Origin of the sequence: Rhizobium sp. LjRoot258, from assembly GCF_964254185.1 — a bacterium.
Lineage (GTDB): Bacteria > Pseudomonadota > Alphaproteobacteria > Rhizobiales > Rhizobiaceae > Rhizobium.
On record NZ_CAXUST020000001.1, the window covers coordinates 773,187 to 795,931 of the forward strand.

22 protein-coding genes and 5 pseudogenes are annotated in these 22,745 nt (G+C 61.2%); 13 read left to right on the forward strand and 14 right to left on the reverse strand.

Annotated features, from left to right (window positions below; genetic code table 11):
• The first annotated feature begins 21 nt into the window (after positions 1 to 21).
• Entirely contained in the window at positions 22 to 378 is a 357-nt protein-coding gene (locus tag ACSQ9D_RS03775; protein ID WP_436281219.1) for a DUF1491 family protein, read from the forward strand.
• A gap of 6 nt (positions 379 to 384) precedes the next feature.
• Here the strand turns inward: ACSQ9D_RS03775 and ACSQ9D_RS03780 are convergent, their stop codons facing one another.
• Positions 385 to 1,401 (reverse strand): DUF2336 domain-containing protein, encoded by a 1,017-nt coding sequence (locus ACSQ9D_RS03780; protein ID WP_436281220.1) that lies wholly within the window; start codon positions 1,399 to 1,401, stop codon positions 385 to 387.
• A gap of 180 nt (positions 1,402 to 1,581) precedes the next feature.
• Positions 1,582 to 1,788: a hypothetical protein gene (locus ACSQ9D_RS03785; RefSeq protein ID WP_037117211.1), complete on the reverse strand. Its 207-nt coding sequence runs from the start codon at positions 1,786 to 1,788 to the stop codon at positions 1,582 to 1,584.
• A 519-nt stretch (positions 1,789 to 2,307) separates the two neighbouring features.
• Here ACSQ9D_RS03785 and ACSQ9D_RS03790 point away from each other — a divergent pair.
• Positions 2,308 to 2,472 (forward strand): hypothetical protein, encoded by a 165-nt coding sequence (locus ACSQ9D_RS03790; protein WP_197066052.1) that lies wholly within the window; start codon positions 2,308 to 2,310, stop codon positions 2,470 to 2,472.
• Positions 2,473 to 2,482: 10 nt separating this feature from the next.
• Here ACSQ9D_RS03790 and ACSQ9D_RS03795 read toward each other — a convergent pair whose 3' ends face one another.
• Both ACSQ9D_RS03795 and ACSQ9D_RS03800 read right to left on the reverse strand, forming a co-directional pair.
• The gene (locus ACSQ9D_RS03795; protein WP_047520455.1) at positions 2,483 to 3,037 is read right to left on the reverse strand and encodes a DUF1254 domain-containing protein; all 555 of its coding nucleotides are present in this window, start codon (positions 3,035 to 3,037) and stop codon (positions 2,483 to 2,485) included.
• Positions 3,030 to 3,617, reverse strand: coding sequence for a DUF1214 domain-containing protein (locus tag ACSQ9D_RS03800; RefSeq protein ID WP_368515626.1), 588 nt, complete (start codon positions 3,615 to 3,617; stop codon positions 3,030 to 3,032). The genes ACSQ9D_RS03795 and ACSQ9D_RS03800 overlap by 8 nt, the downstream gene beginning before the upstream one ends.
• Positions 3,618 to 3,795: 178 nt before the next feature.
• On the opposite strand from ACSQ9D_RS03800, the gene ACSQ9D_RS03805 reads away from it, so the two are divergent.
• Together ACSQ9D_RS03805 and ACSQ9D_RS03810 are read left to right on the forward strand one after the other, a co-directional pair.
• Complete coding sequence (locus ACSQ9D_RS03805; protein WP_436281221.1) at positions 3,796 to 4,056, forward strand: hypothetical protein; 261 nt, start codon at positions 3,796 to 3,798, stop codon at positions 4,054 to 4,056.
• Positions 4,057 to 4,118: 62 nt separating this feature from the next.
• Positions 4,119 to 5,651 carry a DUF1254 domain-containing protein gene (locus ACSQ9D_RS03810; protein WP_436281222.1) on the forward strand — a complete coding sequence of 511 codons (1,533 nt, stop codon included), beginning with the start codon at positions 4,119 to 4,121 and terminating at the stop codon, positions 5,649 to 5,651.
• A gap of 170 nt (positions 5,652 to 5,821) precedes the next feature.
• Here ACSQ9D_RS03810 and ACSQ9D_RS03815 read toward each other — a convergent pair.
• The 4 genes and pseudogenes from ACSQ9D_RS03815 to ACSQ9D_RS03830 all read right to left on the reverse strand — a co-directional run.
• Positions 5,822 to 6,464 (reverse strand): annotated as a pseudogene (locus ACSQ9D_RS03815) (transposase); the annotation flags it as partial.
• A 52-nt stretch (positions 6,465 to 6,516) separates the two neighbouring features.
• Positions 6,517 to 7,362, reverse strand: coding sequence for a methyltransferase domain-containing protein (locus ACSQ9D_RS03820; RefSeq protein WP_436281223.1), 846 nt, complete (start codon positions 7,360 to 7,362; stop codon positions 6,517 to 6,519).
• A 463-nt stretch (positions 7,363 to 7,825) separates the two neighbouring features.
• Positions 7,826 to 9,511 carry an arylsulfatase gene (locus ACSQ9D_RS03825; RefSeq protein ID WP_436281224.1) on the reverse strand — a complete coding sequence of 562 codons (1,686 nt, stop codon included), beginning with the start codon at positions 9,509 to 9,511 and terminating at the stop codon, positions 7,826 to 7,828.
• A gap of 442 nt (positions 9,512 to 9,953) precedes the next feature.
• Positions 9,954 to 12,089 carry a transglycosylase domain-containing protein gene (locus ACSQ9D_RS03830; RefSeq protein WP_436281225.1) on the reverse strand — a complete coding sequence of 712 codons (2,136 nt, stop codon included), beginning with the start codon at positions 12,087 to 12,089 and terminating at the stop codon, positions 9,954 to 9,956.
• A gap of 187 nt (positions 12,090 to 12,276) precedes the next feature.
• On the opposite strand from ACSQ9D_RS03830, the gene ACSQ9D_RS03835 reads away from it, so the two are divergent.
• The gene (locus ACSQ9D_RS03835) at positions 12,277 to 12,765 is read left to right on the forward strand and encodes a YcgN family cysteine cluster protein (protein WP_436283760.1); all 489 of its coding nucleotides are present in this window, start codon (positions 12,277 to 12,279) and stop codon (positions 12,763 to 12,765) included.
• Here ACSQ9D_RS03835 and ACSQ9D_RS03840 read toward each other — a convergent pair.
• Positions 12,758 to 13,327 (reverse strand): TetR/AcrR family transcriptional regulator, encoded by a 570-nt coding sequence (locus ACSQ9D_RS03840; protein ID WP_436281226.1) that lies wholly within the window; start codon positions 13,325 to 13,327, stop codon positions 12,758 to 12,760. The genes ACSQ9D_RS03835 and ACSQ9D_RS03840 overlap by 8 nt on opposite strands.
• Before the next feature lie 103 nt (positions 13,328 to 13,430).
• On the opposite strand from ACSQ9D_RS03840, the gene ACSQ9D_RS03845 reads away from it, so the two are divergent.
• Complete coding sequence (locus ACSQ9D_RS03845; RefSeq protein WP_436281227.1) at positions 13,431 to 14,345, forward strand: SDR family oxidoreductase; 915 nt, start codon at positions 13,431 to 13,433, stop codon at positions 14,343 to 14,345.
• Between the two features lie 6 nt (positions 14,346 to 14,351).
• On the opposite strand, the gene ACSQ9D_RS03850 is transcribed toward ACSQ9D_RS03845, so the two are convergent.
• Entirely contained in the window at positions 14,352 to 14,696 is a 345-nt protein-coding gene (locus ACSQ9D_RS03850; protein ID WP_037117194.1) for an MmcQ/YjbR family DNA-binding protein, read from the reverse strand.
• Between the two features lie 109 nt (positions 14,697 to 14,805).
• Between ACSQ9D_RS03850 and ACSQ9D_RS03855 the strand changes: the two are divergent.
• Positions 14,806 to 15,295, forward strand: a pseudogene (locus tag ACSQ9D_RS03855) (DNA-packaging protein); the annotation flags it as partial.
• A gap of 10 nt (positions 15,296 to 15,305) precedes the next feature.
• Here ACSQ9D_RS03855 and ACSQ9D_RS03860 read toward each other — a convergent pair.
• On the reverse strand, positions 15,306 to 15,437 hold the full coding sequence (locus ACSQ9D_RS03860) for a hypothetical protein (protein WP_258579391.1): 132 nt from the start codon (positions 15,435 to 15,437) through the stop codon (positions 15,306 to 15,308).
• 150 nt (positions 15,438 to 15,587) lie between these two features.
• Between ACSQ9D_RS03860 and ACSQ9D_RS03865 the strand changes: the two are divergent.
• Together ACSQ9D_RS03865 and ACSQ9D_RS03870 are read left to right on the forward strand one after the other, a co-directional pair.
• Positions 15,588 to 16,272: pseudogene (locus ACSQ9D_RS03865) on the forward strand (hypothetical protein).
• 20 nt (positions 16,273 to 16,292) lie between these two features.
• A complete protein-coding gene (locus tag ACSQ9D_RS03870) occupies positions 16,293 to 16,601 on the forward strand; it encodes a Dabb family protein (RefSeq protein ID WP_368516044.1) in 309 nt (102 codons plus the stop codon).
• Positions 16,602 to 16,952: 351 nt separating this feature from the next.
• Here the strand turns inward: ACSQ9D_RS03870 and ACSQ9D_RS03875 are convergent, their stop codons facing one another.
• Positions 16,953 to 18,368 (reverse strand): DUF1254 domain-containing protein, encoded by a 1,416-nt coding sequence (locus tag ACSQ9D_RS03875; protein ID WP_436281228.1) that lies wholly within the window; start codon positions 18,366 to 18,368, stop codon positions 16,953 to 16,955.
• A gap of 235 nt (positions 18,369 to 18,603) precedes the next feature.
• Here ACSQ9D_RS03875 and ACSQ9D_RS03880 point away from each other — a divergent pair.
• Positions 18,604 to 19,026: pseudogene (locus ACSQ9D_RS03880) on the forward strand (phage portal protein); the annotation flags it as partial.
• Positions 19,027 to 19,445: 419 nt separating this feature from the next.
• Here the strand turns inward: ACSQ9D_RS03880 and ACSQ9D_RS03885 are convergent.
• Both ACSQ9D_RS03885 and ACSQ9D_RS03890 read right to left on the reverse strand, forming a co-directional pair.
• Positions 19,446 to 19,838 carry a GFA family protein gene (locus ACSQ9D_RS03885; RefSeq protein WP_037117187.1) on the reverse strand — a complete coding sequence of 131 codons (393 nt, stop codon included), beginning with the start codon at positions 19,836 to 19,838 and terminating at the stop codon, positions 19,446 to 19,448.
• Positions 19,839 to 19,999: 161 nt separating this feature from the next.
• Positions 20,000 to 21,214 (reverse strand): MFS transporter, encoded by a 1,215-nt coding sequence (locus tag ACSQ9D_RS03890; RefSeq protein ID WP_436281229.1) that lies wholly within the window; start codon positions 21,212 to 21,214, stop codon positions 20,000 to 20,002.
• A gap of 73 nt (positions 21,215 to 21,287) precedes the next feature.
• On the opposite strand from ACSQ9D_RS03890, the gene ACSQ9D_RS03895 reads away from it, so the two are divergent.
• The 3 genes and pseudogenes from ACSQ9D_RS03895 (at position 21,288) to ACSQ9D_RS03905 (ending at position 22,721) form a co-directional block, all read left to right on the forward strand.
• Positions 21,288 to 21,740 (forward strand): DUF2460 domain-containing protein, encoded by a 453-nt coding sequence (locus tag ACSQ9D_RS03895; RefSeq protein ID WP_436281230.1) that lies wholly within the window; start codon positions 21,288 to 21,290, stop codon positions 21,738 to 21,740.
• Positions 21,741 to 21,824: 84 nt separating this feature from the next.
• Positions 21,825 to 22,383 (forward strand): annotated as a pseudogene (locus tag ACSQ9D_RS03900) (DUF2163 domain-containing protein).
• Between the two features lie 89 nt (positions 22,384 to 22,472).
• Positions 22,473 to 22,721, forward strand: coding sequence for a hypothetical protein (locus tag ACSQ9D_RS03905; protein WP_037117184.1), 249 nt, complete (start codon positions 22,473 to 22,475; stop codon positions 22,719 to 22,721).
• Positions 22,722 to 22,745: the final 24 nt, after the last annotated feature.

The window sequence follows — 22,745 nt, forward strand, 5'->3', positions numbered from 1 at the left end:
TTTGTCTGCTATAGGTCGCCGATGAGATTACGCACTGACATCTTTGTCTCCGCCCTTCTGCGCCGGGTTTTCGCCAAGGGCGGCTTTGCCGCTGTCGAGGCGAAGGGCGCCGACGCGGCGGGCGCCGTCTTCATCCGCCAGCACTTCCGCGATGGTCTTGAGACGCTTTATGGCCCTGCGCCACAGAGTTTTTTCGACGAAGAAACGACCGGCGGCCGGCTGTTCGAGCAGCGGTTGACGCGCAAAGAGCCTGACAGGATCAGGGAAATGCTCGAGCGCGAGCGGAAGTTTGACCCCGACCTCTGGATCATCGAGCTGGAAGCCGACGATCTCGGCGATATCGTTCCGCTTGTCGATGAGCGACAGAACCCGCTGTAGACAGGATCAGCGTGTGCGGCCGATGATGCGCCTGTCTCGGGCCGGCGGCACCTCGTGGGCGGGGTGGGCCGTTTCTGTTTCCTGGGGCAGGTAGGTGTAGGTGTCCGCGCGGCGCCAGGCTTCGATGCGGGCACCGCACTCTTCGGGATCGAGCCCGTCCAGCACCATCCAAGCGCGCGTAACGCTGTGCTGCGGTTCCGCGAGGTGAGGATAGAGCCTTTCGAGCACGAAGACGGCGTCGAGGAAATCCATGCCGAGACTGATGAGCGTGGTCGCCAGCTGCTGTCCGGAGATATCGAGCATGATACGCTCGGCGAGCCAGCGGCTTGCGGAAAGCCCATCGGCAAGTGCCTTGGCAAAGAGCACTGCCTCGCGGTTGCGGGCGAAGCGGACGAGCAGCGCGGCCTGGATCGGCGACAGGTTCCTGAGCCCCAGGCGATCGCCGTCCGGACGGCTGACCTGACGCGCCAGTTCCCGGATCCTGCTGCGCATTTCTTCTTCGTTGGCGCGGCGTGCGACAGCTTCAGCGTCCTCGGGGGAACTGGGAGCCGGTGGTTCGGGAGGCACGATGCTGGGTGCCTCGACTTCGACCGGTGCCGCCAGCCGCTGTTCGGCCTGACGCAGACCGACCAGAGCGTCGATGACCCGCGGCGATAGGGCATTCCGGCTGACGATCGCCTTCATGTGCGCGCTACCCTGCGTGCGCGCGATCGTGATCAGGGTTTCGTCGTCGATTGCCGGCGAAGAGGTGAGGAAGGGTGCCGCAATGTCGATCGGCTGGCAACCGACGAAAAGCGCGACAGCCGGCGGAATATGCGCGCATTGGGAAAGGGCAGCCACCGCCTGCCGCCTTGCCTCATCGGAGGATGCTTGAAACAGCGGCGTGAAGAGTTCGGCGAATTGGCGCAGCTCGGAGCGGGTCGGCGGCTGCAATCCCTCGAAGCTGCTGACAGTCGCCATGAGAACCACGTCCTTCTTCCGGCTGGCGGATGGGGCCTCTAGGTCTCGGAACCGGTCACGCACAAGAACACACCCTGGAAACGCAAAAAGGGATGTCGCAGGACTGGACGTGGAGAGACGCCCCTTACCCCACATAGGTTATGAACAAATCCTACATGGGCAGGGTTAATGGTTGCTGAAGACTTTGTTAAAATTGTACCGAAAGGCGCCATCGTCTGACGCGGCGGGACCCGCGTCCGAGACTTAAAGCCCTTTGTGTCCGCGCAGCGCCGCCAAAAGCCTTTCGGCGTTATTGTTTCCAGATTGGTAGAGGTCGAGGGCTGCGGAGGCTGCCAATTGCGCCTCGGGGCTCTTGATGTCGATCCGCTTTTCCGCGCACCAGGCATCGAGCGCATGGCGAAGCACATCAAGGTCCTCGGGGGAGAATGTCGAACCGATAAACAAAGACATTTTAGCCCCTTCCTTGTCCGTGGTGAACGGAACGGCGCCCAGCCGACCGGCCTCGAACCCCTAGCCGATCGTACAACCATACCGGTATTGCTGAGGACCGCAATTGATATTTTTGTGACAGGAATCTTCCACGCTGAGGTCCAGCCGGCTTCGTCGACACAACCTCCATTAAGTATATGAATTAATGCTAATATCATTGCGGCATTGTGGACTGAATCTTCTTGTGAGACGTTTGAAACCAAAAGACGGCACGGCGCGTTTATAGAGCGTCGTACAAGCAGCGAATGTCCACGCATGAAATTAACGATCTGTTAACCGTCATATGTCTCAATTCGGGTATGAACGGCGGTCGAGTGCTTCGGTCGTCCGGTTTCACATCACGGTATTTCAAACAGGTGCCGTGAGAAAAGCGCGAATGCCTCGGAGCCCGGTCGGGCTCTACAGGACGCGCTGGCTCGCATAGGCGGGCAGGGTGAGATTGCGCAGTTCATCCGTCTCGGGCCGTGCATGGAGACGAGAATGGCAATAGTCGTCGCATTGGCGGACCGTCTGTCTCAGACGCGACGCCGCAAGGGCAAGAAACCAGTCGAGGCACAGATCCTGCTTTTCACCGGCGTGCGTTACGAGCGCCTGGAGAGCTCGAAGCGTTCCTCCGCGCATCGCGTTTCGCGGGCAAAGAAATAGAGAGATTGCTTCAGTTCGAGGAGCCGGCATACTCGTCGCAGCCGGCCTCCGCGAGAAAGTTCCTTGCGGCCGCGTCAAAGCTCGCCTGGGGCGCCAATGTCCTCAGTACCGCATAGCCCTGCGAACGCGTGCTTTCCACGAGAATGGTCTTCTGCAGATCCGGCGGCAAAGCCTTGCGAAGCTCCGTCAGCTGGATCGGCGTTCCGATCAAAACATCGAGCGCGCCTCCGACCGACGTCCTGTCATTCATGCTGAAGACCTCGTTCGATGCCTCGTCATAGAGTGCGATCGACCAGAACGGCACATTGCCCTTGGCGGTCAGGCGGACCGGATTTTCCTCGATATCGAACGCGCAGACCGCGGTGCGGACAAAGGGATCGTCGTTGGAAAGCCCGGCCGCGTCATCTGAAGCCCCCAGCAGGTAGAACTTGTCGAGATCGCCCTCGGATGCGACGCGGGTCGCGGCATCCTTGCCGGTAAAGTGTGGCAGCGACAGGATGATGACGAGATGCAGCAGTGCCGCCCCGAAAAGTCCCGCGAGGATGGCAAACAGGACCCTAAGCATTGCCGCATCCGGTTTTCTGGAGCTTCGGCATGGAAAGGTCGATGACGCCGGAGCTGCCAGCCGTCGGGGTATCGAACAGGGTCAGAACGAGCTGGAACGTGCCCGCCGCCGGCAGCGCCAGCCAGTTGCCTGGCCTCGCCTGCGCGGAAATCTCGATCGAGAAGCTGCTGTCGGCCTGCCGTAGCACCGTCCAGGAATTCATCGCACCCGGAAGTCCCGGCCGCAGCGAGGCCGGGTTGCCGCTATTGTCTGCGGTAAACAGGGTCCAGATGCGGGCAGGCGGCGTCTGTCCTGTGATGCGGTAGCTGCAGCCGGCATTCAGCCGATCGCCCGCATCGTCGACCTTGGCGGTGAACATCAGGCCTTCGGCGTTTCCATAGAGCAGGCGCCCGGCACGCGCCCGGTGCGATTTCGCATAGGGGTCGGCACTTTCCGTCTGCAGTTCGGGGAAGGCCTCCCAGGCGCCGAGTTTGATCGCGCCGAAGCCGGCCGTTGCATCCAGCGCGTAGAGCGAAATCATGATCCCGCCGCCAAAGGCGATAATCAGAGTCATCGCTATGAAGAGAGGAAACCGAAACACTATGCGCCCTTGAGAAACAAATCCGTTGAAAGAGTTACCACTGATTCTAGCTGCGCGGAATGGCGCAGGGCGGCTGCCGGCGGCATATCCCGGCAAAACGGAACAACGCTGGAGCTGTCCCCCGGCCTCTGCAAGAGGCGCAGCCTCCCTGAGCTTGCTGCGTCGGATTTACTGTAACGTGCTTCCAATTCCGCAATCGCGCTGCAAGTCTTGCTCGCATTCGCTTTGGGCGCTTGTCGGCAACGCTGCCCTTGCGCAAGCCGCGAGCGGAGACGCCATTCCGGTTCCGCCGGACAATTTTTCACGCGCCGCGCCCGATCTCTATTTCGGACGCATCGTCAAGACCGGCTGCATTCCGGCCGCTGTCGTCCCAAGGGAGACTTCGCCCGGCACCAAGACTGATCTGGTGGTGCCGATTTTGCGGCCGAATTTACTGTAACGTGCTTCCGCACCCGGCCTGCATTGTGTTTCCTTCGGTACAAAAGAGAAGGAGCGCAGCTCATGTCCCGTACCCATCTCTATTCCTCCGTCACCGCATTTTGCGTGTTCGGTTTTGCCGCAGTGGCATTCGCAGACCAGTCCCGCTTTGACGGTCTCGCAAATCTCCCATTTGAACAAAACCGTCCGACGCAGGAAACCGCCGCCACGCTCACGAAGGAATTGGAATTCCAGCAGGCGACCCAGGCCTATCTCTGGGCTTTGCCGCTGCTGAACACGCTTGGAATGAAGTTCGGATCGGAGGCCACTTTCGGGGCTGGGTACAACGTCCTTCCGATATGGAAGGATCGCCTTGATCCGAAGACACTGGTGACCACACCAAATTCCGATGTGATCTATGCCATGAGCTACGTCGACATGGGTGAAACCGGCCCAATCGTATTTGAAGCCCCGCCCAATCTTCAAGGCATCCTTCTCGACTTCTGGCAGCGTCCGATACCGGTCGATGGCGGCAAGTTTGCGGGCGACGTCGGGCTGCCGGGGCCGGATGCCGGTAAGGGGGGGAAGTTCCTCGTGCTGCCGCCGAACTACAAAGGGAAGGTGGAGAAGGGGTATTACGTCTATCGCTCCGGAACCCACAACCTCTTCATCTTCCTGCGCGCGTTCTACACTGATCCGAATGACCTCACGCCCGCCGTCTCATTGATGGAGCAAGCCAAAATCTACCCACTGAACGTGCCGAGGGACAAGCGCACGGCCATGCAGTTTCCCAATGCCTCCGGCGTGCCTGCCAACATGCTGCCGCGATCCGACTTCACCGCATTTGAGCAGCTGAAGTGGCTTGTGGACCGTGAGGGGAAAAATCTCGCTGACGCGGACGGCCTGGGAATACTCGCGAATGTCGGGCTTGTCGCGGGAGTGCCGTTTGCTCCCGATGCAGAAACGAAATCGATCCTCGATGCAGCAGCAAAGACCGGCTACAAGATGAGCCGTGTTATCGGGATGATGCCCGCGCTCGGCGGGCGAGACTACCGGCTTTGGAAAGACCGCCAGTGGCTAAATCCGGTGAACAACTCTACGGAGCCAGGTCCGGACAAGTCGATGGACCTCAGCTTCCGCAACAGGAAGGGGGGGTTCACCGAGGTGGAACCGCGCGTCTGGTTTTCCACCGACTACTACTCGATCAGCCCCGGTATGGTCTCGCAGATACCCGGCAAAGGCGCTGCTTACGAGGTCACGTTCAACGACGCCGACGGCGATCCCCTCAAGGGCGACGCATCATACAAGCTCATTTTGCCGGCAAACGTGCCCGCAAAACTGTTCTGGTCACTGACGCTGTATGAAGCCGAGAATGCATCAGGTCTCGCCACAGAAGCTCGTCGGTTTCCCTCGCTTGGTTCGCGAGACAAGCCGGTGCAGAACGCCGATGGTACGACTGATCTTTATATCGGGCCAAAGGCACCCGAAGGTAAGCAGGCGAACTGGCTGCCCACCGCGCCAGAGCGCGGCTTCTTCGCAATTTTGCGGCTCTATGGCCCGGAACAGTCTGCAATCGACTATGGCTGGAAACCAGGCGATTTTCAGAAAGTCAAATAAGGTTACCCCGGCTGCCCTCGTTTGTTCGCGAGCGGCGGTAAACTGATGCGTCCGCCAATGGGGCGCATTCCAGACGAGGCTTCGTCTCTTGTCGGCCGATATCGTTGAAAAACTCGACGGATTAGCCGCTTGCCCGGCCGTTTTGGCCTTTGGGGAGGGGGAGTTGTCGGTTATCTGCCCTGCGCCTCCGCGCAAGGTATCGGTTTATGCGGTCTTATGCGGCGCTGACGCCCTTGTGGCGACCTTTGTGGTCTGAGTTTCGCCAGTCTCCTCAGGTTTTGGGCGGTTGCTGCAAGCAGGAATTCGTCTCGCGCACCGCACGGACCTCGCAGCCTCAAACGCGCCATCCGGAGAATGCGTTTCAGGTGAGCGAAGAGCATCTCGACCTTCTTGCGACGACGCCGGGACGGCTCATATTCGGGCGTGGCAACAATCGCTCGGGCGACATCGGGGGCATCTTCGTTGAGATCACGCGGAACCTTGCGGGCAGGCGCTTTCGGGCAGCAGCGCTGTTTGAGTTCACAGGCGTCGCCGTCCTTCTTGCTGGCGCGATAGAGCCGTGTCCCTTCGCTCGTGATCCCCGATCTGGGCGTCGCACGGGTTCGGTGGAACTGCTTCAGTTCCTTGGCCACCGGGCAGATGTAGCGATCATTCTCACCGTCCCCTGTCGGCGGCGAGATAGTCTGGCTTTAGGCCGAACCGGTTCTCGGTCCTATCGATCATGGTGCGGGATGCTCCGACCTGCGCCTGGCGGATGGCACGCGTTGCCTCCACATCAAGAATAACGCCGTGATCGCTACCAATGTTGGTTGCTGGAACTCGTTCCCTTCAGCGGTAAGATGTCGCAAAGGAGAGGCACCCTAGGCTATCGCGTGCCGATGATGACCGTTGCGGTTGAGCGAAGGTGAACCTTGCCATCGCTGACGAATTGTAGCGCTAGCTCTAGGACCTCGCGACGGATCTTCTCCCGTGTTGCCGTATCGGCCCTGGATAGTCCAGCGACGACCGGTGCGGCGATCTCAGCCATGAAGTCCCAGTAGCGTTCCGGGGCATCGTGCACCATCATCGTCGACACCTCTTCCTCGGCGACGTCGAGAAGGCCCGCCTCTCTAAAGGTCTCGACCATCATGTCTTCCGGCGCGCAGCGGAACAAACCCGGCGAGCCGGCTGGCGGCGAGGGCATTTCCACGTGGCGGGCGATAGTATCCATGATCGTGGTCGCCCATGGATTTTTGGCAGGAGTGCTCCATACTGCGGCGCAGACGCGCGCACCGGGCTTTGCCACGCGTGCCATCTCCTTGGCGGCAGTGGCGATATCCGGGAAGAACATAAACCCAAACCGGCATAGGACGGCGTCGAAACTGGCATCGGCAAAAGGCAACGCTCCCGCATCGCATAGCCGCGTTTCGAAGTTTTTGAGGCCACGTTTGGCCGCATTTTCGGCGGCTGCGGCCAGCATATTTTCCGAGAGATCGGTTACGGTCACATGACCGTCGGGGATTGCCGCCGCCGCCGTTAGGCCGGGTTCGCCCGTGCCAGCGGCGACGTCGAGCACGCTAAAGCCGTTCGAGAGATTTGCGCTCCGAATCATGGTGTCACCAAACGGCGCGAGCCAACCCAGAACCAAGCTGTCCCATTTCTTCCAGCCGGCCGAAAACTTGTCCCACGTCTCTCGTTGCTGGTCACGGATATCGTCGAGATTCGCTGACATGCACGCCTCCTGCCTGATGCTCCAACCGGCAAAGCCCACTATGGGCCACCGATATCGGGATTCAAAGGAAATATGCGGCATTGTGTGGCAAATGCCACGTTGGGATCCAGCGGCAGCTTTGGGCCGAGAGTGTTGAAAAAGTTCGTTTTCTGCAAACTCTGATTTTTCTAACGGCCGAAGAGGCCGACACAGAAAATTGAGCTGGGGCCCGCCAATTTTGCGTTCAAGCAGCGTGTGGGCCGTGTAGCGGAAGTGACACAGCATCGAGCGGCAACATTTCGGTCAAATTGCGAATTGGCTGACTTTTCGGCAAGCCCGGATTTTCGACTTTTTCAACACTGTCGGCGCAAAGCGGAAACGCGCGATATTCCGCTCTTGACCGAAGCGGACATGTCCACCGTTTCAAACTCCAAAAGCGCGGCGGGCAGCCCTATCGGCCACCCGTCGTTTCGAGCGCGTTCGACTAATTGCCCGGCTTGTTTTTGATTGCAGCGTCGATCTGCCTCTTTACGGCATCCAGATTGAAGGAGGCTGGATCCTGCATCGGTGGGTAATCAACCGCCGTGAGAGCAAGTTTGGCGACTTCCTGCTGGACACTGACGAAGCGCCAGAACTCGCGAGCAAAGAAGTCATTCATGTAGCCTCCACCAAGGTCATTGAGGCTTTGCCCGCCAATTGACGGTGTCCGCTCAAATGGATCCTGGCGGATATTGACCATAGTGGGCATGTCCGTCGTGACCTTTGCCCCGGGCCAGCCCTGAGGCTGTTGGAAGAACTGAAACTTGAAGTTATCGATGCGAACTGCCCCCAGAGAAGGGCCACCGAAGTAGAAAAATTCATGCCGTGCAGATGGTGATTTGCCCAGCAGCAGGTCCAGCTGATTGTAGCCATCGAGATGGTTCTTGTAGGTCCTGTCGCCCAGCTTCGCGCCCTTGAGCAACTGCTCAGTGATCTCGGGGTTTCCGGCTGCCGCCACCAGCGTCGGGAACCAATCCAGGGCCGAAAAAATGCCGTTCTCGACGGTACCCGGCTTGACCTTGCCCGGCCAGCGGATGATGGCCGGTGCGCGGAAGCCGCCCTCCATCACGGTGCCTTTGGTGCCCTTGAACGGGGTCATGCCACCGTCGGGCCAGGTAAACACCTCCGCCCCATTGTCGGTCGTGAAAATGACGATGGTGTTGTCGGTCTCGCCAGCATCTTCCACGCACTTCGTGAGAGCCCCAACGCTGTCATCGAGCTGCGCCACCCCAGCTTCCTCAAGGCCATAATTGGTATCGCTGTTCATGAGGGCTTGGTATTTGGGCGACAGATAAGTCCAGACGTGCATGCGCGTCGTGTTGTGCCAGACAAAAAACGGTTTGCCGTCGGTCTTGGCCTTGTCCATGAAGTCGCACGAAGCCTTGACCAGCACTTCGTCGAACGTTCCCATATCGTACTTGGCCTTGGGCGTTACGTCATGCATGTTCGGTACGTTGGACATGTCGGGGTACGGCGCTAAGGGACCCTCGTCTACGATCCTCTGCTTGCCGACCTTGCCCCAACGCGGCTGCTCGCTTGTGTCGTCCGTGTCCGTTGCAAAGCTGTGGACCAGATTGCGCGGCCCGACTTTGTCTCGGTACGATTGATCATTCGGAAACGAATACCAATAGGGGTCTGACATCGCATCGAGGTGATAGAGATAGCCAAAGAACTCATCGAAGCCATGCAGCGTCGGCAGAAACTTGTTCAGATCGCCGAGATGGTTCTTGCCGAACTGGCCGGTGGCATATCCCTCGGTCTTCAAGACGGCGGCGATGGTTGCTGCCTTGTCAGGCATGCCGACATCGGCGCCCGCCTGACCGACGGTCGTCAGGCCGGTGCGCAACGGAATTTCTCCGGTGATGAAGCTTGCCCGGCCGGCTGTGCAACTCGCCTCCGCATAATAGTCGGTGAACATCATGCCCTCGGACGCCAGCTTGTCGAGGTTGGGCGTCTTCCCGGACATGATGCCCCGGTGATAGGCGCCAAGGTTGAACCAGCCGACATCGTCACCCATGATGACAACGATGTTCGGTTTTGGCTGCTGTTGCTGCGCAACTGTTGGCGCAGCCAGTGCGGTCGCTAAGGCGGAAGCCAGCAAACCAAAGCAAAGGTTTCTCGTGCTACTCATGATTGATACCCTCCGTTTTACTTCTAGTCGCGATTGTTTTCTCACAGCATGAGGGTGCCCACATCATGTCTGCGACGATCTGAGTTTGTGAAACTGCGCGGCACGGCGCCGCCACAGCGGGATATGCTGAGTTATGCGAATGTAGCTCTGATTACTCGCCATAGGGGGACGAGAGGCGTACCCGCCATCGAAGCGTCAATGGCTAGCGATAGAATGCTCGCTCTGGCGTCTGCCTCAGTGTTGGCAGTCATCCTGAGCGCGAATATCGCACATCTTTACTTTCACCGCCAGATTGAAAGGCCCTGTCGCGTCGCCCGACGTGATCAGCGCTTAGTGTGTAGGACTTTCGCCATAATGCCGAGCCCACATTGGGCCGCTATGGCGCAAAGCTGCCGTCCGGCATCGTCCGGGCAGCAACTAAGTTGATGCCACTTGACCGGCCCTAGTCGGCGGTCGCCACCTTTTGCGCCGCGAGCGGTGGGGCCGCCTTCAGCGCCTGTCCAATGTCCTTGAGAATACGCGTCGAGCCGACCGAGAGCATCCGCGGGCGAACGAGGGGAGGCGGGCTGCCTTCCTCGGGCTTGGCGGCAGCGGTCTTGGCGGTCTTGTCAGGCGGCAGCGGCTGCGTGCCGGGAATCTGCCGGAGCGTGATGCCCTGGTGGGCATAGTCCATGGCGCGCTTGAAGGTCATGGCCGGCAGCGAGCCGCCGGTCATCTTGTTGGTCGAGGTGTAGTCGTCATTGCCGAACCAGACGGCGGCGGTGTAGTTGCCGGTGTAGCCGATGAACCAGGCGTCGCGATAGGCCTGCGTCGTGCCGGTCTTGCCGGCCGTCAGGATGCCATTGTCGAGGGCCGCCTTGCGCGCCGTGCCGACATAGGGGACGCGCGACAGCATCTGGTTCATGTAGGTATCGGCCTTCTCGGAGAGTACCCGCTTGGCGGGCGGCTCGTCACGGTCGAAGTCGTAGAGGACGTCACCACCGTAATCGAGGACCTGCGTGATGCCGTGACGGCGCGACTGGTAGCCGCCCGCCGGGAAGACGGCATAGGCGGTCGCCTGGTCGAGCACGGTCACTTCTGAGGTGCCGATCGGGATCGTCACATCGTCGCGCACCGGCGATTCGACCCCGAGATTCTTCGCCATCGCGCGGATCGGCTGGATGCCCAACTTCTCCTTGGCGAGGCGCACCGGGATGGTGTTGATCGACTGGGCAATGGCGGTCGCGATGGTGACACGGCCGGCATATTTGTTGGCGTAGTTATGCGGGCTCCAGTTGCCCCAGTAGATCGGCGCGTCGACGACGATGGTGTCGGGTGTCATGCCGCTCTCCATCGCCACCGAATAGGTGTAGACCTTGAAGGACGAGCCCGGCTGGCGCAGCGCCTTGGTGGCGCGGTTGAACTGGCTTTCGCCATAGTCCCGGCCGCCGACCATGGCGCGCACCGCACCGCCGTTTTCGAGCACGACCATCGCGCCCTGCTTGGCGTGATAGCTCTCGCCATACTCGCGCAACGACGTTTCGACGGAATCGTCGGCCGCACTCTGCAGGCCCATGTCGATCGTGGTCCGGACGACGAGCGAATGCTGATGGAAGCGTGGCGACAACCGCATCACCTCATCAAAGGCCCAGTCGAGGAAGAAATCGGGCGATTCCACCTGGTTGCGGTCGACGACCGTCGCCGGATTGCGCCGGGCGGCGATCACCTGGCCCTCGGTCATCAGGCCGCTTTGGACGAGATTGGTCAACACCTCGTTGGCTCGACCGCGCGCCGCCGGCAGGTTGACGTGCGGCGCATATTTCGCCGGCGCCTTGAACAGGCCGGCAAGCATCGCGGATTCGGCCAGATTGACATCAGTGATGCTCTTGCCGAAATAGAACTGCGCCGCCGCAGCAGCACCAAACGTGCCGCCGCCCATATAGGCGCGGTCCAGGTAGGTGGAGAGAATTTCCTTCTTGGAGAGGTTGGCTTCGAGCCACAAGGCCAGGAAGGCTTCCGTGATCTTTCGATCGATCGACCGTTCGTTGGAGAGGAACAGGTTCTTGGCGAGCTGCTGCGTCAGCGTCGAACCGCCCTGCACGACTTCGCCGGCCTGGGCGTTGGTGACCGCCGCGCGGAAGAGGCCGATGACGTCGATGCCGAAGTGGTCGAAGAAGCGGCGGTCTTCGGTTGCCAGTACCGATTTGATCAGTGCGTCAGGCAGTTCATCGATCGGCACGGAATTCTGGTGGATGACGCCGCGATGGCCGATGACGTTGCCGTAGCGGTCGAGGAAGGTGACGGCGTAGTCGCCGCGATTGCGCCAATCTTCCTTGGTAGCCTCGAAGGCGGGCTGGGCAAGTGTCAGCATCAGGACGGCGGCGACGGCGCCGAGCGTCAGGCCTTCGCCACCGAGTTCAAAGACGATGCGCTTCCAGCCGCGGACGCGGAAGCGGCGAAAGAAGATGGTGATGTCTTCCCAGATTTCGGCCGAGCGAAAACCGGCGTTCCAGATGGTCGAATCGATCCACGAGTCGATCTTCAGCAGCAGGTGGCGTTGCTTGCGCGGCCGTTTTTCTGGATTGTCCGGATCCGTCACGTCTTATATTCCCGCCCGATCAGTCACTTCGACGTCGGAGGAACCTGACGCCGGACTATGGCAAATCTGCCGACAGCGCCCCGGAGCAACCGGAGCTTGGTGAATCATTGGTTGATTTGCCTGACAAGAACAAGAGAAATGGAAGCTCTCACGCGATTTTGCGAGGAGCTGTTGCAAAGACGGAATGATGGAAGAAATACCCTTCTGGAAGACGAAGACGCTCGCCGAGATGACGACGACGGAATGGGAGAGCCTGTGCGACGGCTGCGGGCTCTGTTGTCTCAACAAGCTCGAGGAGTGGGACAGCGGCGACATCTACTTCACGTCGATCCGCTGCAAGCTGCTCGACAATGAGAGTTGTCGCTGTTCCAGCTACGAAAACCGCTGGGACTTTGTGCCCGATTGCGTTCAGCTCACCAAGCAGAATGTCGACGAGATCGCTTGGTTGCCGCCGACCTGTGGCTACCGGTTGATCAACGAGGGACGCGATCTCTACTGGTGGCATCCGCTAGTCTCCGGCGATCCCGAGACGGTGCATGCGGCCGGCATTTCGGCGCGCGGCCGCACGATCAGCGAAACCGAAGTCGATGTCGACGACTTCGAAGATTACGTGGTTGAATGGCCGCTGACGGTTGGCGACGAAGCACGTGCCCAGCAGGCGGAGACGGCTAAGTAGTGCCGGACTGACCGCTCGTCTCAAGGAATCGCTTCAGCTCGCCGCGAACATAGGCTTCGATCGAGCCTTGCGGCTCGAAGCACCACCAGAGCAGGCAGCCCTGCCACTGCGAGAGCATCAGCCTTCCAAGAGGCTTCTTGCCCTGGGCGTGAAGGCACTGGTCGAGCGCTTCGGCGAGCGTCCTGCCCCACGCCGCACCGCGAGCACGCAAGGCCGGATCGCGCAGGTCCTCCCTCAGGAGCAGCAATCCCTCCGCATAGGAGGCGGCATCGTCGCCATAGTCCTTCGAAAGGCCGACGAGCAGGTCTATGGCCCCCCCGGATGTCGTCGGAACGGATTGGATCAGCCGGGCCGTTTCCATGTCCAGCCGGTCCCAGGCGCGCAGCAGGCAGGCCCGCAGCATTGCCGCCTTGGTGCCGAAACGCTGCACAAGCGTCGAGCCGGAAAGGCCGCTGATCTTCGATACCGCTCCGAAGCTTGCGGCATCCGGGCCTTCCGCATGCACGAGCTCCACCACCATGTCGAGAAGCTGTTCGTCCGAAAGCGTGCGTGGGCGCGGCATCAAATTTCCTCTTGCGTTCACGTTGAATATGAACGAACGTTCGTTTATATTCAAGTCGTGCGGTTGAACCGATCCATCGGGTTCTAGCGTGGAGGAGAAGCCAGTGACAGCAGACCTTTCGGGAAAGATTGCCCTCGTGGCCGGCGGCACCCGCGGTGCCGGTCGCGGCATTGCGGCCGAGCTGGGCGCTGCCGGCGCCACGGTCTACGTTACCGGCCGCACGACGCGGACAGAGCAATCGGAGTACGGCCGGCCGGAAACGATCGAGGAGACGGCCGAAATGGTCACAGCCGCCGGCGGCAAGGGCATCGCTCTTCGCGTCGACCATCTCGTGCCAGCGGAGGTCGAGGCACTGGTCGGCAGGATCCGCCGCGAGCAGGGCCGGCTCGACATCCTGGTCAACGATATCTGGGGCGGCGAGCATCTGACGGAGTGGAACAAGCCGGTTTGGGAGCATTCGCTGGAGAAGGGGCTGCACATGCTGCGGCTTGCGATCGACACCCACCTGATCACTGCGCACTACGCGCTGGCGCTGATGATCGAACGCCCCGGCGGCCTCCTGGTCGAACTGACCGATGGCACGGCCGAATACAATGCCACGCATTACCGCCTCTGCCCCTATTACGACCTCGTCAAGACGGGCGTCGTCCGCATGGCCTGGGCGCATGCAAAGGACCTTGCGCCGCATGGCGCCACCGCGGTCGCCATCACGCCCGGCTGGATGCGATCGGAGATGATGCTCGATGTCCTCGGCGTGCGCGAGGAGAACTGGCGCGATGCAACGGCGGTGCAGGCCCACTTCGTCATCTCCGAGACGCCGCGCTTTACCGGCCGCGCGGTCGCCGCACTCGCCGCCGATCCCGAACGCGCCCGCTGGAACGGCCAGTCGCTCTCGAGCGGCGGTCTGGCCAAGGTCTACGGCTTCGACGACGTCGACGGTTCGCGGCCGGATTGCTGGCGCTACATGGACGAGGTGATGGAAGCCGAAAAGCCGGCCGACGCGACCGGCTATCGTTGAATCGGATTAGCCGGACGGGATGACAACGAACTGTCGTTGCAGGGTTTTCGGCGCGGCGTTCCGCCAAGACTTGCGCACGAGATCCTGCACCAGTTCGTCGCTCGCCTTGCCGTAGAAGAGCCGGGTCGAGCCGCGCAGTCCCCAGCCCCCGGGCACGGCAGTGGTGTCGTCGGGTGCCACAGCCAGCGTCATATGCTGCTGGTCGGGAGTCAGGCGGACGACGCAGTAGTCCTGATCCGGCATCGTCAGGAATATCTTGCTGCGCACGCGGAAATCGCGCGTGCCGTGGTGTGCGCTCTCGACCGCCTCCGGCAGGCTGAGCGCAAACGAAATGAGCTCGTCCTGGTTCATGTTCTTAAAATTAGCACATGCTGATGGGCGCGGGCCAATCAGAAAAACTCACGCGGCCGCCCGCCCGCCGGCCGCTACGGCGGCACGCGGCTCGGGCGTGTCGTCGTTTGCCGTCGATCCGCCGGCGGGCGCGCAATCCTGCTGCGCCATCGTCGTGGCAGGATTGGAGGGGGCAGGATTGGAGGCGTCGTCGGGCCGGGCTGTGGTGCTTGCCGATTGTTCGCTGCAGGGCGCAAGCCCGGCCGGCTGGGCAAGCGCGGTGGTGCGGGCTTACCGGCGCTTTTCGGCCGACCGCATGGTCGCCGAGATCAACCAGGGCGGAGACATGGTGGCCGCGATGCTGAAGAGCATCGACGAGAGCCCTCCGGTCTCGACCATGCGCGCCACCCGCGGTAAGTATCTGAGGGCCGAGCCGGTCGCCGCACTCTACGAGCAGGCGTGTTGCCCATGCCGGGCGCTTCGTCGCGCCGGAAGACCAGATGTGCGACTTCGGCCCGGACGGGCTTTCATCCGGCCGCTCGCCCGACCGGCGGGATGCGCTGGTCTCGGCGTTGACGGCACTGATGCTGGAGGGAAATGGAGAACCCCGGGTGAGGGGTACCTGGAGGCTTAGCGTTGCGGCTGTGGCTGCGGCGGGCGCGGGGTCTGCCGCTCCGGGCGGACCTGGCGCCACTCGTTTTCGAGCTGGTCGATTACATGCTGGGGAATGGTCGGCTGATTGCTGTTGCCAGGCTGCTGCATGCTCTCCTCCGAGTGCTTGATTTAACGGTGAGTTAATCACTGGCACGGCTTAAACTAGGTGTAAATCAGGCGCTTAAACACTTTAAACGATTGAATTAATTTTAATCGATTGAGGCGCAAAGCGCCGTACCACTTTTTGAGGCGGGTATCATGGTTATCCACATCGACAGGCCCTTTTTCTTCGACACGGTGCGGGGTTCGCTCTTCAAGGGTGCTCTGAATCAGTCGCAGGTGGAGGGCATGACGGCGATCCTCGACTTCTGGGAGGACCGGATGCCCGACACCGATCCGCGCTGGCTCGCCTACATCATGGCGACCGCCTATCACGAGACGGCCTACACGATGCAGCCGGTGCGCGAGACGCTGGCGGCGACCGACGCCCGGGCGATCGAGATCCTGGAAAACGCTTATGCGGGCGGCAAGCTCTCCTGGGTGAAGACGCCCTACTGGCGGCCCGACGAGGACGGCAAGAGCTGCCGGCCGCGGCCTGGTGCAGCTCACCCACAAGCGCAACTACGAGGCCATGAGCCGGCTGACCGGCATCGATCTCGTGGCCGAACCCGACCGGGCGATGGAGATGGACGCTGCCGTTTCGATCCTGATCGAAGGCATGGTGCAGGGCTCATTTGCCACTCACAAGCTCGCCGACCATCTGAACGATGCGACGGACGACTGGATCAATGCGCGCCGCATCGTCAACGGCACGGACCGGGCGGAGAAGCTTGCCGGCTACGGCAAGACCTTTCTTGCGGCCATCCGCCGCGAGCAGCCGATGGGCGGGCTTGCGCGGTTGAAGGCCTGGCTCGTGCGTGCTATCGCGCGGGTCTTCGGCTAGACCCTGACAGGAGTTTCCGCGTGATCCGCCACATCGTCTTCTTCACAGCGCCTGCGGAAAATCTGGATGAAGTGCGCGCCGGCCTGTCGATCCTGACGGCCATCCCGCACGCCCGACTGCTGGAGATCGGCACGAACATCAAGACCGACCAGCTCGGAACCGACGTCGACCTCGTGGTCTACGGCGAATTCGACGACGAGGCGGAACTCGCCGCCTACAAGGCGCATCCCGACTACCAGCGCTCCATCGACCTCGTGCGCCCGATCCGCGAAATGCGGATGGCGGCGGACTATGAGAGCGACGCGGCGGTGAAGCAGCCGCTGGGGTGATGGTGTCGGCAAGTTGCCGCGTTGTCCACTAAGCGCGGGGTAGCGCCAGTGTCCGCTTTGCGCCGATAATGTTGAAAAAGTCCGTTTTCTGCAAACCCTGATTTTTTTACGGGCGTAGAGGCCGACACAGAAAATTGAGCTGGGGACCTGCCAATTTTGCGTTCAAGCAGCGGTGGGCCGCGTAGCGGAAGTGACACAGCACGAGCGGCAACACTCGCTCAAATCGCGAATTGGCTGACTTTCCCCAAGCCGGTATTTTCGACTTTTTCAACACTATCCGCCACAAGCGGTCGTCGGGAAGGCGCTGGGTTGGAAAAATTTCGAGGCGAGATTCTCAAGCGATCTGCTTTCCTATGGTGTCAGCTTCATCGGCGGATGCTTCCATGTCCCGTCGAGTGCTGCTTCCTTTGGCCAATAAAGCCGCATGAAAGCAATGAAGGGACCTTTCGGCGCAGGTAGCCAGTTTGGCTCCTTGTCCTTGCCGGGCGACTCGTTCTGAACGTATAGCGTCAGGCCTCCGTCGGCGTCCTTCACCAACTGGGGCAGCATTGGTGAATTGATTAAGTAGCGGTTGATCGGATTGGCGACGAGCAGGCTCTGTGGCAACTCATACATAGTCAGTGACCAGAACGCGTTGACAGGTGGCAATTGCCCTGGCGCGAACTGGATGGTGTAGCGGTTGGAACCCTCCAACTTGTGTCCATCAGCATCGACGGCGTAGACTGGATACATCGCCTCCTGCTTCGAATTGCCCCCTATGCCGAGCACTGCACCAGCCATTCGGTAGAGGTAATTGTTCTTCAGGTACTTCCGCGTTCCGAAGAGGTCGCCGGAGGTCACTTCCCCGGTATCGATCTTTTGTTTCTCCAAGTTTGCAAGTTCGGCCCAGGCATCCGCCATTCCCTGCCCGATGGCTGTTTTCATGTCGGGCGAGAGCTTGCTCGCATCGAAAGTCCTCCCCGCGCCCACCCCGATCTGGGCAAAGCGCTTCATCAGTTTGGTTTCCGAAGGATCAGTCGGACAGTATTGCAAGATGAAGTTGAGGATGTCGAAAAACTCGGGCGACGTCTTCTCGTCCTCTGGCGAAAGCGGCTTGACGAAATCAACGGCGGCCGCGGCTTTTGGCGCCGGCTTGCCGAGGAATTTTGACAGCGGCTCTGCCTTGTATCCGGCCTGAATTTTCTTGACGTTGTCGAGATCGTCCGGATTGAGAAGTTGCGTGCGGTAGGCCGCCCATACAAAGTCGGTCTCCGCGCGGATCACTTTCTTGACCCCCTTGGGCCTCTTGCCTTTCCAGGCCGGCCCGGCGACGAGGAAGTTGCCACCATCATTGCCGGTCGCCCGGCTACCAATATAAGCGAAGTTGAAGGTGTACGCGTCAATAAACTGGACGCTGAAATAGCGATCCTTTTCAATCGGTGGAACGGTGAGCACCATCGGTTCCGCGCGCAAGTCCAAGCCCAGCCATGAATAGGGCGTGTCCGAGTTTGGGGTTTGGATCGCCGTGTCCGCCGGAGTATAGACCCGTGGAGTGTTGATGATCTGGTTCCACGGTCCCTTGTATTCGGGATTCTTGGTGTCGACGAAATATGCGTGCTGAATACGGTAGCTGTCCACCATTGGGAAGCCGTAGACGTAGGCCTCCTTGGCGATGGCGCGCGCCTCTGCCGGAGTGACTTCAGCGGCCCTGGCTATCACCGGGGCAAACCCTGCAAACCCCGCAGCCAGAACCAAGCCTTTGGTGAAATCGCGTTTTGTTATGTTCACGGCGTTTCTCCCCAGCACAATCGTGAAGGTGAATTCTGCGCCTGAATGCCGGAAGCGCAAGTAGTCCCTTAGGGTATATTAGAAGTCGAACCAGCGTTCGATTTATCGTTGTAAACTCCGAGGGTACATGTCGGCCGTCAACCAGACGGTGGGTGGCCGCGCGACCGCTATCGGCCTGGCATGGCGATTGACCTCACGCCCAGCAAGGCGCCCCCTAAATCATAGGAACCACATCATGAAACTCCGATCTCTCCTGCCGTGGCCTCCGCGACGGGTCGCAAGGGCGTGCCCGAGAAGAAGGCCACTGGCGCCTTCGTGTCGCTTGCCGCGGAGGACCGGGCGCGTTGGACCGGCCGCTCCCATGCCGCGGTGTCGCGCGAGGGTTTCGTGAAGAACCCGGTCGCGCATCGCAGCGTCCGGCTGATTGCGCAAGTTGCGGCCTCGGTGGCCTGGTTGCTTTGCGAGGGCGATCCCGAGCGGCGGGATCATGCTGTGCTGTCGCTGCTCGGCCAGCCGAACGGGCGCATGGGCGGCCCCGATTTCTTCGAGACGCTCGACGGGCACCTGCTTTTTGTCTCGCAACGCCTATATCGAGCCGTTGCTGGTCGGCAGCGACCTGCGCGAACTGCATCTGCTGCGGCCGGATCGCGTCGGCATCGGATGCGATTGGGGAGCGCGGCGTTTCTGAGGCGGTATTGAGGCAGGCTGCACGCTTCGGGCAGACCGCGAGCACCGCACCTCAATCAAACTCTGAATGCGCGGACTCAGTCTCCGAGCAAATCCATCCAAGCGATTCAAAAGACTCGCGGAAATGAGAAGACGGCACCTACAATTTTGCCGGCGCGCCGGCAGCCGGGCCGATGCTTCTCTCGAACAGGGATTCCGACCGTGACAGACCTTTCCAACGGGGGCGTGGCCCGGCATGCGAGGTGCGAAGCGCGGCCCCGCTCTACCTGAGGACAGAGAGCGGCGCGAACCGAAGGCGAAGCTCTATGTCGCAGAGATGCGGTTCAGGGCAGTGACGGAACCGGCTCCCTCTGTCGCTTCGCAACGGCGCCTTCGCACCGTTCGCGCGACCTATTCCTCGAAGCGACTCGTGGTGTCCCGATCGCGGTCGTATCGTCTCGTCAGCGGAAACGGCGGCAGCCAGGACTCGCGACGGACGGTCCAGAGTTCGTAGGTTGGCCTCAATTGGTCGGGAGCATCCAGAGAACCCAGGTTCACTTCGATCTCGTCTCCAGTGCGTCCGAAGAGGGGCGAGCCGCAGCTGGGGCAGAAGAACCGCCCGGCGTAGTCACGTGTTTCGCCGTCGATCGTCACCGCATCCTGAGGAAATATCGCGGAAGCGTGAAAAAGGGCCCCATGATGCTTGCGGCAGTCGAGACAGTGACAAAGGCCGACCCGGTATGGTCGTCCCGACGCCACAATTCGGACGCTGCCGCACAGGCAGCCGCCAGTGAACCGGTCCATGCTGCTTCTCCTCCAAGGTCAAGCGGTGAACTGTTTACAACGAACAGCCTTGTTATTGCTATTGCTCGCTGCGGTCGGGGAACGCGCGCGTCGCCCCACGATGCGAGAGACGAACCCACGTTTCTCGTCCATTGTCGCACGCACAGCAGGTTTCATCTCGCTCAAGTCTGTCCGCACAGCCTAGTCGCGGCCTTGACCTGCGCCGCCAGCATCAGGACGAAGCCGAGCGACATGACGGCAAGCATGGCACAGGTCGCGATTGCGGTTCCAGCGCCCGCGCGATCGAGGATCGCCGTGAAAACGACCGGTGCGATGGCGTTGGCGAGATTTTGTGGCAGCGACAGCCGGGCGGCTTGCAGTCCGTATTCGCGTGGCGAGAACAGGGCGAGCGGCAGCAGTGCGCGGGCGACTGTCATCACACCCGAGCCGAAGCCGTAGAGCAGGATGAAGCTGATCAACAGCGGCGTCGAGGGCGGCATTGCGAGCATCAGCAAAAAGCTTGATACCATCAGCATCACGCCCATTGCGGCGCTGAGAATCGGGTTGCCACGGCGGCCGAGCAGCATGTCCAGGAAGCGGGCGGAAATGCCGATGACACCGCGTGCCGAACCGAGCTGCAGCGCCAGCGCCGGCGAGGCGCCGGACTGGCGGAAGATTTCGAGCAGCGATGGCGACACGCCGAAGGTGATGAAGGTCGAGATCGTCGTTGCCGCGGCAATCAGCAGGAACGCCTTTCGTTGTCCCTCGGGGGAGAGCGGTACCGGCGTTTGCTGTGCGGCGTTGCCGTCCGCGGCAAAGGCGATCGGCTTCGGCAGGGCGAAAAGATGCAGCGGCAGGCATACGAAAAACTGCAGCGCAGCGCAGATCAGAAAAGTGAGGCGCCAGCCGACGGTCTCGTTGAGCAGGCTGAGGATCGGCCAGAAGATTGCGCTCGAAAGGCCAGTGAACAGCATGAGGATGGCGATCACGCGTTTGCTGTCAGGTCCGGCGCGCTCGACGACGGCGGTATAGGCCGGGGCGGAGAGACCGAAGGCGCCGCCGGCGCCGATGGCGATCCAGGCAAGCACATAAAGGATGATACCCTGCGCGGCGGCTAACAGCAGCAGGCCGATCGTGAAGGTGATCGAAGCGGCGGCGAGCAGCCGTGCGGCTCCATGTCGGTTCAGCAGGCGGCCCGTTGCAGGGCCGGCAAAGGCGCTGACTATCATCATGATGCTCAGCCCGGCGAAGACCACCTCGTTCGGCAACCCGAGATCGGGCGCGATGACGCGACCCATGACGCCGAGCATATCGAAGCTGGTGCCCCAGCCAATCAGCTGCGTGACGGCAAGGACGGCGACCGTCTGCGCCGAGCGCAGGGGGATGGATCGAGGCATGGGCGGGCTTTGAGGCGGATGGGGTTGCGGCGAGGCGGTCGTAGCAGCTTCGCCGGCTGGTTGAAAGTGACAAGTGGATGACACCAGTGGACGCGAACGGCGCCTGCTTTTTGAAGAGATCGGGCGATGGTGGCGCAGAAGGGCGAGGTCCTGCTCACTATTCAACGGAACAAGCTACGAAACGGTGGCGGGGCTGAGATCGAAACGCCTCGCCTTCAACGCCGAAGCCGTCGAGCGCGAGTTGCTGGGCGGCGCCGGCGCGATGCGGCTGCGAGCAGCGTTCGCACCATTCACAGGCCTGCAGCGGGCTCCCGCTCATTGCCGTGGATGGTTCCAGCAAGGTCCCGCGGCCTTTGCCTGCGACGTCGCAACAGGCCTCGTGAGCTTTCTCGCCGGTCACATTCCGCCGCCGGGCGCCGCGGTTGCCGCGGGCTTCGAATTCGATGTGCCGGTTCGCTTCGCGACCGGCCGGATCGACGTCAATCTGTCAGCCTTCAACGCGGACGCATCCCGACGATCCCCCTGATGGAGATTGTGCCATGAGAATCATCGACCGTCCCTGGCCACGCACCTCGGTTTCGATGCGACGACCCTTTGCCATGCGTGGCGCGTGCGCAGGCGCCAAGGCGTCGTTCTGGGTTTTACCGAGCATGACCATGATCTCGCATTCGACGGGACCAGCTTCACGGCGGCTAGTGGAGGAGGCCGGCCTTCCCGCCGCGACGAGCGACGTCGCGGGCTGCCTTTCCAGCGATGCGATTACCGAGGAAGATCTCAGGCGCGGCGACTATGAGGGTGCTCGCGTAGAGATATTTCTCGTCAACTGGTCGGCGTCGGACCAGCCCATGCTGGTCAAGGTTCAGGAGATCGGCGAAGTCGTTCGCGATGCCGGCCAGTTTCGAGCCGAACTCCGTAGTTTTGCCCATCGCCTCAATCAGCCGCAGGGACGCGTATATGCCGGCGTTGTGATGCAGCGCTTGAGGACAGCAGATTTAGCGTGGATCTGGCGCAGTTTTGCGCCGAAGGCATGTGGCGCTGGCGCGCGATGCGAGCCGTCTTCAGGTATTTGGGATCGGCGGCGCCGACTTGACGCCGGTGCGGCGAGCGGCCGGCGTCGTTCGCCGACCGCATTTTTGAACGCGCGTGGCGCGAATTCGGAATTGTTCTAAGCATCAGGGATTACAAGGCATTCATTTGCCATTCAGGTCGCTTGAGTACATAGTCTGGGCCAAGTTAGTATCCATTGAAAGCATTGCACATGGCCTCTCCCTTGAGCGTCGCAGCGCTAGCCGTCGGGCTGGCGATAACGTCGCCCTCACCGGATAATCCGCGCACCCTGACGGTGCGCGTTGCAGGCGATTGCAGCGAGGCGGCGCGGGAGGTTGTGGAAAAAACGGGAGGCCAGCTCCTTTCCGTCCAGCCTTTGGGCGATAGCTGCATCATTACCGTTCTCGTACAGGGCAACGGCCAGCGCCCGCGTAAGGTAACCGTCAAGGTTCCGATGTAGGCAGAATCGGCCTATCTAACGCCG

Coding starts and splice junctions, on each gene's coding strand:
- ACSQ9D_RS03785 (WP_037117211.1), bottom strand. CDS start 1,788: ATGTCTTTGTTTATCGGTTCGACATTCTCCCCCGAGGACCTTGATGTG.
- ACSQ9D_RS03890 (WP_436281229.1), bottom strand. CDS start 21,214: ATGCCTCGATCCATCCCCCTGCGCTCGGCGCAGACGGTCGCCGTCCTT.
- ACSQ9D_RS03905 (WP_037117184.1), top strand. CDS start 22,473: ATGGCCTCTCCCTTGAGCGTCGCAGCGCTAGCCGTCGGGCTGGCGATA.
- ACSQ9D_RS03790 (WP_197066052.1), top strand. CDS start 2,308: ATGGCAATAGTCGTCGCATTGGCGGACCGTCTGTCTCAGACGCGACGC.
- ACSQ9D_RS03825 (WP_436281224.1), bottom strand. CDS start 9,511: ATGAGTAGCACGAGAAACCTTTGCTTTGGTTTGCTGGCTTCCGCCTTA.
- ACSQ9D_RS03835 (WP_436283760.1), top strand. CDS start 12,277: ATGGAAGAAATACCCTTCTGGAAGACGAAGACGCTCGCCGAGATGACG.
- ACSQ9D_RS03795 (WP_047520455.1), bottom strand. CDS start 3,037: ATGCTTAGGGTCCTGTTTGCCATCCTCGCGGGACTTTTCGGGGCGGCA.
- ACSQ9D_RS03820 (WP_436281223.1), bottom strand. CDS start 7,362: ATGTCAGCGAATCTCGACGATATCCGTGACCAGCAACGAGAGACGTGG.
- ACSQ9D_RS03810 (WP_436281222.1), top strand. CDS start 4,119: ATGTCCCGTACCCATCTCTATTCCTCCGTCACCGCATTTTGCGTGTTC.
- ACSQ9D_RS03860 (WP_258579391.1), bottom strand. CDS start 15,437: ATGCAGCAGCCTGGCAACAGCAATCAGCCGACCATTCCCCAGCATGTA.
- ACSQ9D_RS03775 (WP_436281219.1), top strand. CDS start 22: ATGAGATTACGCACTGACATCTTTGTCTCCGCCCTTCTGCGCCGGGTT.
- ACSQ9D_RS03840 (WP_436281226.1), bottom strand. CDS start 13,327: ATGCCGCGCCCACGCACGCTTTCGGACGAACAGCTTCTCGACATGGTG.
- ACSQ9D_RS03850 (WP_037117194.1), bottom strand. CDS start 14,696: ATGAACCAGGACGAGCTCATTTCGTTTGCGCTCAGCCTGCCGGAGGCG.
- ACSQ9D_RS03885 (WP_037117187.1), bottom strand. CDS start 19,838: ATGGACCGGTTCACTGGCGGCTGCCTGTGCGGCAGCGTCCGAATTGTG.